This window comes from Flavobacterium tructae, assembly GCF_002217475.1.
In the GTDB taxonomy this organism is placed as follows: Bacteria; Bacteroidota; Bacteroidia; order Flavobacteriales; family Flavobacteriaceae; genus Flavobacterium; species Flavobacterium tructae.
In genome coordinates this window covers 21,001-32,388 of sequence record NZ_MUHH01000003.1, presented here as the reverse complement: position 1 = coordinate 32,388, position 11,388 = coordinate 21,001, and the positions used below count along the sequence as shown (strand labels likewise).

Genomic DNA, 11,388 nt, shown 5'->3' with positions numbered 1-11,388 from the left:
AAAAAACTCAGAACCTTAGAGTCTTAGCATCTCAGAACCTTTGAAAAAAAATGATTATTTACAACGTTACTACCAATATACACGAGAGCGTTCAGGAGCAATGGTTAAAATGGATGCAGGAAAAACATATTCCTGAAATTTTAGCCACACAAAAGTTTTCTTCGGCAAGAATTGTAAGAGTGATGATTGAAGAAGAAATGGGCGGAATTACCTATTCCGTTCAATATGTTACAGACAGTAAAGAAACGTTAGAGCGTTATTATATCGAAGACGAACCGGCATTTCACAGAGAAGCTTTGGAATTATTCGCGGATAAAATGCTTTCTTTCAGAACAGAGTTGGAAGTGATTTCGGAACATTAAAAGAGATTGTTGGACTGTTGGATTATTAGATGTTTTGAATAATCCAACAGTCTAACAATCTAAGAAAAGATGGAGATTCGGTTTCAAACAAAAGAAGAAAGTAACAAACAGCAACAGGAAGATTTCCTGAAGTTGTCTAAAACCGAAAGAGTTTACGCTTTTTTTCGTTTGATGGAACAGGTAAGCAGGTTTCCGATTAAGAATAAAGAGGATAAGAATAAAGATAATTTTCTCATTGTGATTAAACCAAAATAGGATGTCATAATTGTGGAATCAAAACATTGATGAATTTATCACTGGAAGACCTGATTACAAGTAAGATTAAAGCGAACAGAGCTAAAGATTTACTCGATATTCAGCAGCTTCGTGAAATAAATAAGAAGTAGATGACTTGATTTTTGGATTATTCGATAATCTAACAATTTAAGTAGTCTGACAATCTAAGAATCTAGAAAAGAGAATGGAAAAAGTAAAAGCTAAAAAACATTTAGGACAACACTTTTTAAAGGATGAAAGTATCGCTAAAGCAATTGCAGATACTCTAAGCCTGAACGGATATGATGAGGTTTTAGAAATAGGGCCGGGGATGGGTGTGTTGACTAAGTATTTGCTTGACAAACCAATTAATACACACGTGATCGAGATCGACACAGAATCGGTGGCGTATTTAGGTGAAAATTATCCAAAATTAAAAGATAACATTATTTCTCAGGATTTCCTGAAGTACAATATTAATGAGGTTTACGAGAACAAGCAATTCGCTATTATCGGAAACTTCCCTTACAATATTTCAACACAGATTGTTTTTAGAACTTTAGAATTTAAACATCAGATTCCGGAATTTTCGGGGATGTTTCAAAAGGAAGTTGCAGAACGAATCTGCGAGAAAAAAGGATCAAAGGCTTACGGAATCTTATCCGTTCTGGCTCAGGCTTTCTATACTACAGAGTACCTGTTTACAGTAGATGAAAACGTCTTTATTCCTCCGCCCAAGGTGAAGTCGGGTGTGATGAGAATGACCCGAAAGGAAGATTATAGTCTTCCGTGCGGAGAAAAATTGTTTTTCACAGTAGTGAAAACGGCTTTTCAGCAAAGACGAAAAACATTACGTAACAGTTTGAAAACATTAAATTTAACTGATAAGTTGCGAGAAGACACTATCTTTGATAAACGTCCTGAACAGCTTAGCGTAGAAGAATTTATTGAACTGACTCAAAAAATAGAAGCCGATGGAGTTCAAAGTTAGCAAAGACTTAATTCAACAATTAGAAGAGCACATTGTTAAGAAAAATGACAAGGAACTTGAAATTTTACTTAACGATTTGCACCATGCTGATATAGCCGAAATTCTGGACGAGCTGGATTTCGACGATGCAACCTATATTTTTAAGGTTTTAGATAGTGATAAAACGGCCGAGATTCTTCTGGAACTAGAAGATGATCTTCGTGAAAACATCTTAAGCCGTCTGTCGCCTAAAGAGATTGCAGAAGAGCTTGATGAGCTTGAAACCAATGATGCGGCGGATATTATCGCCGAACTTTCGCAGGACATTAAAGCAGAGGTAATCTCTGAGTTAAATGACGTTGAACACGCAAAAGACATTGTCGAATTATTGCGTTACGACGAGAATACTGCCGGAGGTTTGATGGGGAAAGAGCTGGTGAAAGTTAATGAAAACTGGAATGTTCTTACCTGTGTCAAAGAAATGCGTATTCAGGCCGAGAATGTTTCCAGAGTACATTCAATCTATGTCGTTGACGATGAGAATCGTTTGAAAGGCAGACTGTCTCTTAAAGATTTATTGACCACTTCAACCAAAACACAGATCGGAGATATTTACATCAGAAAGTTAAATTTTGTAAATGTTGATACCGAAGATGTTGAAGTGGCCCGTATCATGCAGAAATACGATTTAGAGGCAATTCCGGTGGTTGACGAGTTAGGCCGTTTGGTAGGAAGAATTACGATTGATGATATCGTAGACGTAATTAAGGACGAAGCCGATAAAGATTATCAGTTGGCAGCGGGTATTACACAAGACGTTGAATCAAACGATAGTGTTCTGGAATTGACCAAGGCACGTTTGCCATGGCTTTTAATTGGGATGGTAATCGAAATTGTTGCATCATTTGTACTAAAGGGTAACGAAGCCACTTTTCAGAAATATTCAACTCTGATTATTTTTGTACCGTTGCTTTCTGCGACAGCAGGTAACATTGGAGTTCAGGCTTCGGCAATCGTTGTGCAGGGTTTGGCAAATGGAACACTAAAAGAATTCAGCAGAGGATACTTTAGCAAGGAGATAACCGTTTCGATGATTTCGGGAACTATTATTTCGTTGCTTTTACTGGGATATCATTCCATTATGTACCAACAGTACTTGGTAGGAATGGCCATTTCAATTTCGATGATTGTAGTAATTTTGTTTGCAGCGACTCTGGGAACTTTAGTACCGTTGTTTTTACATAAAAATAAAATCGATCCTGCTATTGCAACGGGGCCCTTTATCACCACAACCAATGACGTATTTGGTATTATGCTCTACTTCGGAGTAGCCAAACTTATTCTTGGATTTTAAGTTTTTGCAACAAATTAGTAGATAAGAGTGATTATTGATCTCTAAAATCGACGTAATTTGTAACCGAATAATTCGCTATTAACCAGCCAAATAAAAGCAATGAAAGTACACATTATAGGAGGCGGAAACCTCGGGGTTTCTATTGCCTTGGGAATTGCTAAATTCTCTAAAAATAACCAGGTTACCGTTACAAGAAGAAACACGAGCAGTATTCAGTATTTATCAGAGTACGGAATTACGGTTTCATCAGATAATAAACATACTATTCAGGAAGCTGATGTGGTTATTTTAACCATAAAACCCTATCAGGTAGACGTTGTTTTAGCAGAGATTTTACCTGTTATTAAAGGAAAAACAATTGCCTCGGCCGTAAGCGGATTGTCTCTGGACATGCTTCAGTCTAAAACCAATAATGAATTTGCAGTAGTTAGAATTATGCCCAATATTGCTGCGCAGTTTGGTGAATCGGCAACCTGTATTTCTTTTCCTGAACAAGACAGAGAAAAAGCATTACCAATTGTTGATTTATTTCAGGATTTGGGGACTGCTCCGGTAATTGATGAAAAATTAATGGATGCAGCAACCGTTCTTGGCGCATGCGGAACAGCTTATGCCTTAAGATATATTCGCGCTTCTATGCAGGCCGGAATCGAAATTGGATTTGATTCTAATACCGCGTTGGCAATTGCGGCTCAAACGGTCAAAGGAGCGGCAAAAATGTTGTTGGAGGAACAAGTACATCCGGAACAATTAATCGACCGTGTAACGACGCCTCAGGGCTGTACAATTGTAGGTTTGAATGAAATGGAGCATAATGGTTTCAGTTCGTCTTTAATAAAAGGAATAAAGACCTCTTTGAAGCAAATTAAGGGATAGTTATAAACGATATTATTTTAAGAATCCAAATTCCAGGTGTTGATACATTGGAATTTGGATTTTGTGTTTTTTAGAGTTTTTAGAATTAATTGTTTTATGAAAAACTAGGCCTTCTTTATCTTCGACAAAGTAAACTTTAGATAGAATAACCCAAAAAGACCCGAAAGCACAGAGGCAATCAGAATAGCGATTTTGGAGAAAACAATAATTTCAGGGTCTTTAAAGGCCAGAATAGTGATAAAGATGGACATGGTAAAACCAATTCCGCCCAGCATTCCGGCACCTAGTATATGAGCCCATTTTAAGTTTTTAGGCAAGTTGCACAATCCAAGACTTACACCAATAGCCGAAAAAAGTAAAATACCTAAAGGTTTGCCTACTACAAGCCCAAGTACAATTCCAAATGTATTAGGGTGATTCAATCCTTCATGCCAGTCCGACTGAATAGCAATACAGGTATTAGCAACAGCAAACAAAGGCAGAATAAAAAAGGCAACCGGTTTGTGTAGAAAATGCTGTAATTTATAAGAAACAGAATTTTCATCGCCATTTCCAAACGGAATTACAAAAGCCAGAATTACTCCTGTGATGGTAGCATGAACACCTGAGTTTAACATGAAATACCACATTACAACACCTCCGATAAGATAGGGGATAAGGTTGTGAACTTTCAAACGATTCAAAACAAACAAGAAAACCCAGATCCCCAATGCAATTGCAAGATTTACAAATGCGATTGAGGTTGTATAGAATATGGCAATAACGATTATGGCTCCCAAGTCATCTATAACAGCTAATGCAGTTAAAAAAACTTTTAGCGACGAAGGAACTTTTTTCCCTAAAAGAGATAAGATTCCGATGGCGAAAGCGATGTCGGTTGCCATTGGGATTCCTGCTCCGTTTTGAGTTGCTGTTCCAAAATTTAAAATCAGAAAAATACCGGCAGGAACTAACATTCCGCCCAAGGCTGCCATGATAGGTAAAGATGCATTTTTAATATTAGACAATTCACCGTGATAAATCTCCCTTTCTAATTCTAAGCCAATTAACAAAAAGAAAATAGCCATTAAACCATCATTAATCCAGTGAGTGATCGAATGTCCGTTGAGATCTTTCTCCCAGAAAGCAATATATTCCGTTTGATAAGATGAATTGGCAAGATAAAGCGATATGATGGTGACAAAAAGCAGGAGTAGTCCCCCTGATTTTTCATTGTTGAAGAAGGCTTTAAAAGTTTTTGTTAATTTCATTTTTATAAAAGTTCAGTGAATTTAGAAGGGATTTTTTGGAGGCATATATTTTCAAAGTTAAAAAAAAAAATGAACGAATAAAAAATTCAGGTGTATCGCGTTACGGGATGCGGTTGCGGTATTAAATAAAAAAAACCGCTAATAGTAAGCGGTTTGGAGTGTTTCTTAGAATGTAGCAGCTGCTTCTAAAATTAAGGCTGTCACTTCTTTGGGGTGTGATGCGAGGGAGGCATGTCCTGCGTCGAGACGAATGATTTTTTTAGGGTTTATTCGCTCTGCCATTTCTTTTTCTGTTTCCGGTGGAATCATGTTATCGAAGTTGGAAATTTGATACCAGCTTGGTTTGTTTTTCCATGCCGGTTCACCTGCGATGTCTCCAAAGCATTGTCCGTGTATTGGTTTTTGGGCCAGTGATAAGACCAGTGTTTCTTTATGGTCTAAATCCTGAGCAAATGCATCATGAAACTCATCATATTTAATCCATAGAAAACCTTTTGGGTCAGGATAAATACTGGCTCCGCCCGATCCTGGTCTGCGGCCTAAAAGAGCTCCCAGACTATCTCCTGCATCAGGAGCAAATGCTGCAATGTAAACTAAGCCCACCACTTTATCATGATGTCCGGCACCCGAAATTACTGCTCCTCCATAAGAATGTCCTACCAGAAGTACTTTTCCTTCCTGAGCATCAATTAAATCCTGAGTTTTATTTATATCATCTTGTAAAGAAGTCAAAGGGTTTTGAACGCTTCGCACTTTATATCCCTCTTTTACGAGTCCCGGAATTACATGTTGCCAATGTGAGCCATCTCCCCAAGCACCGTGAACCAAAATAATGGTTAAATCTTTTGTTGCCATAATTACTGTTGTTTAATTGATTAAAATAGAATTGTTAATTTAAAATTCAATATGTCATGTAGCAAAATGGGGCGAGTTGTCCTCTGAAGTAAAAATCTATGTATAAATGTATGAAATTAAATAATTCGTTAATGTTAAGATATAGAGAACTTTGTGTAGTAACTGTTTTAATTTCAGTGGCTAAGGTTCTTGCCTGAAAACCGGGAAGCTACTGCAGTCAAATTTTTTAAAGTCATTTTTCTTTACATCTCTGTGAACTCCGGAAGCTAATAGTCGAAACAGAAAAATTAAATAAAGAATAAGCTGTATTTTTGTTTTATAAAAATAGCATACAATGAGTATAAAAATTCTTCATATTGATAGCAATCATCCGGTTTTATGGCAACAACTGGAAGATGCAGGTTTTGAAAATTACGCAGATTTTAAATCTTCTAAAGAAGAAATTGAAGCGAAAATTGCAAATTACAACGGAATTGTGATCCGAAGCCGTTTTAAAATTGATAAGACCTTTTTAGATCAGGCGACTAACTTAAAGTTTATTGCTCGTGTAGGGGCTGGCCTGGAAAGTATTGACTGTGAGTATGCCGAAACAAAAGGAATTCATTTAATTGCCGCGCCCGAAGGAAATCGCAATGCAGTTGCAGAACATTCGCTGGGAGTGATTTTGTCTTTGTTTAATAATCTCAATCAGGCAGATGCCGAAGTGAAATCAGGACATTGGAATAGGGAAAGTAACCGCGGTCATGAATTAGATGGTAAAACAGTGGGGATCATTGGTTACGGAAATATGGGAAAAGCATTTGCGAAAAAACTTCGCGGCTTCGAGACGGAAGTGTTGTGTTACGATATTCTGGATAATGTAGGCGATCAAAATGCGAAACAGGTGTCATTAGCTGAGCTACAGCAAAAAAGTGATGTTCTGAGTCTTCATCTTCCGTGGACTCCTGAAACGGATAAAATGGTGGATCAAAGTTTTATAAATGCTTTTTCAAAACCCTTTTGGATTATAAATACCTCACGCGGTAAAAACATTGTCACAGCAGATTTAGTAGAGGCGATGAAAACTAAAAAGATTTTAGGCGCGGGTCTTGATGTTTTGGAGTATGAGAAATTATCTTTCGAAACCTTGTTTCAGGAAGAAAGTACACCAGAAGCCTTGCGATATTTAATGGAGTCTAAAAATGTTTTACTGACACCTCATATTGCCGGCTGGACATTTGAAAGTCATGAACGACTGGCTCAGGTGATAGCTGACAAGATAAAAGCGGTCTTTAACAGCTAGTTTTCTAGGATGAGATTCAAATTTAACTTCCTTTTTACAATTAAATAACGAGTTTTTTCTGAAGAGTTTTTGGGTTATAATTAGTTTTTAATATTATTTTTTAATAATATTGTTTCTAAATAAGGAGTAACCGAAAATCCCAAGAGTAGGACATAACCAATTAATTTTAACTAGTAAAAAATGGAAAACGATTTTAAAGAAACGTCAAATAATTTTAATGACCAAATTCCGGTATTCAAAGTAGATCCAATAATGGTGTTGCTTTTTAGTTTTTTAACTTGCGGATTGTACTTGATTTATTGGAATATTAAAGTATCTGAGGTTTTTAATGCCGTAGCAGGAAAAGAGGTAATCTCTCAGCCAGTTGCAATCTTTGCAGGATGCTGTATGCCGGTAAATATTTATTTTTATTATTTAGCTGGTAAAGAAGCGTTGCCAAAAGTTTATCAAAGAACTGGAGAGCTTCAAAAAGACCAGTCAACTTTATTAATTGTTTTAGGGTTCTTTTTTCCTATGGCAGCAGCAATGATTGTACAAGGTGATATCAACAGATTATACAAATAATAGTAGAATAAAACGTAAAATTTACGGAATTATCGGTGCAGCAATTACACTGATAATTCCGTTTTTTTTAATGCTCGACAACCATAACGACCATCTGGAGACAGATCAGTCGTTTTGTCCTTTTAAAATGGTAACCGGTTTCCCTTGTCCGGGTTGCGGAATTACTAAGTCATTAGTTTATTTTTATGAAGGCGACATCTACAAGTCGCTTAGTTACCATATTCTGGGCCCGTTTGTAATTGTATTTTGCTGGCTCACTATAATTATACTGACTACTGAAATTATTACTAAAAAAGAATATTTTTCAGGGCTACTGTACAATAGAAAATTAGCTTACAACATGGCTTATTTTTTAGGCTTTTATCATTTGATACGATTGGTTCTATTTATTAGAGAAAGCTCTTTTGATGATATTTTGCATCAGTCTATCTGGTTTTAAGTCTAAGAATTCCATCCACATAACGTTGAATTTAGAATAACTAAAAATCACTATAAAAATGGAAAACAGTAAAACAGAACATTGGAACAATCCTCCGGTTCATCGGGAGGAGAATAAAAAAGTAGTTGCAGGAATCCTGGCAATCTTATTAGGTGCGCTGGGTATTCATAAGTTTTATTTAGGATACAATAAAGAAGGCGTTATCCAGCTTATTCTCGGATTTATTTTTGGAATAGGAGGCATAATAGGTGTGATCGAAGGAATAATTTATCTCACCAGATCAGATGAAGAATTTTATCAAACCTATCAGGTTGGACAAAAAGGCTGGTTTTAAGTCGTTTTAAAGCATAAAAAAATCCCATTTTAAGATGGGATTTTTTATTTCTATGATGATGCAATTAATCTTCTTTCTCTGATAATTTGCGTTCTAATTCTATCTGAAATTCTTCAATAACAGGTTTCATGGTACTTTCAGGAATATCTGCTATTCTAATGTACATTAAGCCGTCTACAGCATTGTTGAACAAAGGATCAACATTAAAGGCGACTACACGGGCATTTTGCTTGATGTATTTTTTGATCAAAACTGGCAAACGTAAATTTCCTGGTTCCAGTTCATCAATAATCTTGTCAAACTTGTTCAGGTCAGACTCGGCTTCGTCGAAGATAAAATCTTTATCAGCGTCTTTTAATTTTACCTTGTACGCTTTTTTAGGGTGAATGTATTGCGCAATATAAGGATCATAATAGTTAGACTTCATGAACTCAATCATTAACGATTTAGAGAAGTCAGAAAACTGATTGCTGATACTTACACCACCAAGCAAATATTTATGTTCCGGATAACGTAAGGTGGTATGAATAATTCCTTTCCACAACAAGAACAAAGGCATTGGTTTTTGCTGGTATTCTTTGATGATAAAAGCACGTCCCATTTCGATTGATTTGTGCATCATATCATGTAATTCCGGTTCAAATCTGAAAAGATCCGTTAAATAAAAACCTTCAATACCGTGTTTTGGATAGATTTCAGAACCTAATCCCATGCGATAAGCACCAGCTATTTTTTTGGTGTCATCATCCCACAAAAACATATGGTGATAATACTGGTCGTATTCGTCTAAGTCAATAGATTCGTTGGTTCCTTCGCCCACTTCACGGAAAGTAATTTCACGTAAACGCCCAATTTCGTGTAAGATATTCGGAATTGATTTTGCACGCGCAAAAAATACTTCGTAGTTTTTACTCTGCAACAACCTGCAGTCACTGTTTCTTAACGCACAAACCTCGTCAATCATTTTTGACTCATTTGCCGGAGTTGCAATTTTTTTAGGTGCTTTCGGAATCTTTAAGCTTGCGGTGTCTAATAATTTACTGTCTTTCTCAAAAGGATTAGCCAGCATATAGGTTTTCTTTCTTAAAAATTCTGAATATTCTTCAAATGATTCGATTTCATTTTGTTCGTTCACCGAGATTGGTTTTCCGATACGAACTTTAATAACACGGTCTTTTTGCGTAAGCAGCTCCGAAGGTAATTTTGCTGTACGTAAAGTATCGTCAATCTTAGAAAGCCAATAAAACAACTTACTGTTTTTGGCATGGAAATAAATAGGGATTACCGGAACTTTGGCTTTTCGGATTAATTTCAAAGCACCTTCTTCCCAAGGTTTATCCACGACTAATTTTCCGTCCTTGTAAGTCGAAACTTCCCCGGCAGGGAAAATTCCCAACGGTTTCCCGTCACTTAAATGGCGTAAGGTTTCTTTAATCCCCACCACGCTTGATTTAGCATCCTTATGATTTTCAAAAGGATTAACAGGCATGATGTATTTTTTAAGCGGAACAATTCTATGTAGTAAAAAGTTGGCAATGATTTTAAAATTAGGTTCTCTTTCAAGCATTAATTTTAAAAGTAAAATACCATCAATTCCCCCCAGAGGGTGATTTGAAATGGTAATATAAGCACCATCTTTCGGTAAACGTTTTAAATCTTCTTCGGGAATTTCAAATTTGATTTCCATCTCATCCAAAATCCCGTTTAGAAATGCAACATCCTCTAAATGTTTATTGTGATCGTAAATTTTATTTAGAGTAGATATTTTAAGGACTTTCATAAGAAGCCAGCCCGAAAAAGTACCCAAAACTCCGTACTTATCAACATTTATCGCTTTTGCAACTTCTTTCGCGGTAACTAAACCCATGTACTATTTTTAATTTATTAAGAGCAGCGAACAAAGATAACAAAAAACTCTACTTTTCGCTGTTTCAAATGCAAACTTTCCACTTTTTTATTACATTTGAAATCCTAAAAAAAACACTGATGAAAATTATTTCTTATAATGTAAACGGAATACGTGCCGCAATAACCAAAGGTTTTATTGAATGGCTGCAACAAGCTAATCCAGATGTGATTTGTCTTCAGGAAATAAAAGCTACAGAAGAGCAAATTCCGGTTGAGGATATCACCGCTGCCGGTTATCCTTATCAATATTATTATCCGGCAACTAAAAAAGGATATAGTGGCGTTGCTATCTTGTCTAAAACAAAACCTAATAATGTGGTTTACGGAACCGGAATTCAGCATATGGATTTTGAAGGGCGTAACCTTCGTGCCGATTTTGATGATTGTTCTGTAATGAGTTTGTACCTGCCTTCAGGAACTAATATTGAAAGACTGGATCATAAATTTATGTTTATGGACGATTTTCAAACTTATATTAACGAGTTAAAATTAATGATTCCGAATCTGATTATTTGTGGTGATTACAACATTTGCCATGAAGCGATTGATATTCACGATCCGGTTCGAAATAAAACGGTTTCAGGATTTTTACCTGCAGAACGTGCCTGGCTAGACGCATTCATGAAATCAGGTTTTATCGACAGTTTCCGTCATTTTAATAAAGAACCGCATCATTATTCCTGGTGGAGTTACCGTGCAGGAGCCCGAGGAAACAACAAAGGCTGGCGTATCGATTACAATCTGGTGAGTAATGTTATGGAGCATAGGTTAAAAAGAGCCGTAATTCTTCCGGATGCCGTTCATTCAGACCATTGTCCTGTTTTAGTCGAAATAGAGTAAAAGTGGTATTGTTATTGTTGAATGAATTACCGTTTAAATTTAAACATTGACATAGTCATTGTTATTGAGTTTTTACATGGCACGATTATTAATACCCTC

The 11,388-nt window shown here is 36.3% G+C and carries 13 protein-coding genes; 10 read left to right on the top strand and 3 right to left on the bottom strand.

Annotated elements, in window-relative coordinates; translation table 11 throughout:
• The first annotated feature begins 50 nt into the window (after positions 1-50).
• The 5 genes from B0A80_RS00505 (at position 51) to proC (ending at position 3,817) form a co-directional block, all read left to right on the top strand.
• Positions 51-362 carry a DUF4286 family protein gene (locus tag B0A80_RS00505; protein WP_070906341.1) on the top strand — a complete coding sequence of 104 codons (312 nt, stop codon included), beginning with the start codon at positions 51-53 and terminating at the stop codon, positions 360-362.
• A 69-nt stretch (positions 363-431) separates the two neighbouring features.
• Entirely contained in the window at positions 432-617 is a 186-nt protein-coding gene (locus B0A80_RS00500) for a hypothetical protein (protein ID WP_017495903.1), read from the top strand.
• 205 nt (positions 618-822) lie between these two features.
• Positions 823-1,608, top strand: coding sequence for a 16S rRNA (adenine(1518)-N(6)/adenine(1519)-N(6))-dimethyltransferase RsmA (gene rsmA / locus B0A80_RS00495; protein ID WP_017495904.1), 786 nt, complete (start codon positions 823-825; stop codon positions 1,606-1,608).
• Positions 1,592-2,941 (top strand): magnesium transporter, encoded by a 1,350-nt coding sequence (gene mgtE, locus B0A80_RS00490; protein ID WP_070906343.1) that lies wholly within the window; start codon positions 1,592-1,594, stop codon positions 2,939-2,941. The genes rsmA and mgtE overlap by 17 nt, the downstream gene beginning before the upstream one ends.
• 99 nt (positions 2,942-3,040) lie before the next feature.
• Positions 3,041-3,817, top strand: coding sequence for a pyrroline-5-carboxylate reductase (proC, locus tag B0A80_RS00485; protein ID WP_089076047.1), 777 nt, complete (start codon positions 3,041-3,043; stop codon positions 3,815-3,817).
• 104 nt (positions 3,818-3,921) lie between these two features.
• On the opposite strand, the gene nhaA is transcribed toward proC, so the two are convergent.
• Together nhaA and B0A80_RS00475 are read right to left on the bottom strand one after the other, a co-directional pair.
• A complete protein-coding gene (nhaA, locus tag B0A80_RS00480; RefSeq protein WP_089076046.1) occupies positions 3,922-5,067 on the bottom strand; it encodes a Na+/H+ antiporter NhaA in 1,146 nt (381 codons plus the stop codon).
• 165 nt (positions 5,068-5,232) lie between these two features.
• Positions 5,233-5,922 (bottom strand): alpha/beta hydrolase, encoded by a 690-nt coding sequence (locus tag B0A80_RS00475; RefSeq protein ID WP_017495908.1) that lies wholly within the window; start codon positions 5,920-5,922, stop codon positions 5,233-5,235.
• Between the two features lie 334 nt (positions 5,923-6,256).
• Between B0A80_RS00475 and B0A80_RS00470 the strand changes: the two genes are divergently transcribed.
• The 4 genes from B0A80_RS00470 to B0A80_RS00455 all read left to right on the top strand — a co-directional run bounded on the left by B0A80_RS00470 (position 6,257) and on the right by B0A80_RS00455 (position 8,541).
• Positions 6,257-7,204: a 2-hydroxyacid dehydrogenase gene (locus B0A80_RS00470; RefSeq protein WP_089076045.1), complete on the top strand. Its 948-nt coding sequence runs from the start codon at positions 6,257-6,259 to the stop codon at positions 7,202-7,204.
• A 180-nt stretch (positions 7,205-7,384) separates the two neighbouring features.
• A complete protein-coding gene (locus B0A80_RS00465) occupies positions 7,385-7,768 on the top strand; it encodes a DUF4234 domain-containing protein (protein ID WP_017495910.1) in 384 nt (127 codons plus the stop codon).
• A 70-nt stretch (positions 7,769-7,838) separates the two neighbouring features.
• Positions 7,839-8,207, top strand: a complete 369-nt coding sequence (locus B0A80_RS00460) for a DUF2752 domain-containing protein (protein ID WP_232424338.1) — start codon at positions 7,839-7,841, stop codon at positions 8,205-8,207.
• A gap of 58 nt (positions 8,208-8,265) precedes the next feature.
• A complete protein-coding gene (locus B0A80_RS00455) occupies positions 8,266-8,541 on the top strand; it encodes a TM2 domain-containing protein (RefSeq protein WP_017495912.1) in 276 nt (91 codons plus the stop codon).
• Between the two features lie 64 nt (positions 8,542-8,605).
• Here B0A80_RS00455 and B0A80_RS00450 read toward each other — a convergent pair whose 3' ends face one another.
• Positions 8,606-10,408, bottom strand: coding sequence for a GNAT family N-acyltransferase (locus B0A80_RS00450; protein ID WP_070906348.1), 1,803 nt, complete (start codon positions 10,406-10,408; stop codon positions 8,606-8,608).
• A gap of 119 nt (positions 10,409-10,527) precedes the next feature.
• On the opposite strand from B0A80_RS00450, the gene B0A80_RS00445 reads away from it, so the two are divergent.
• On the top strand, positions 10,528-11,289 hold the full coding sequence (locus B0A80_RS00445; protein WP_026109926.1) for an exodeoxyribonuclease III: 762 nt from the start codon (positions 10,528-10,530) through the stop codon (positions 11,287-11,289).
• The last annotated feature ends 99 nt before the right edge of the window (positions 11,290-11,388 follow it).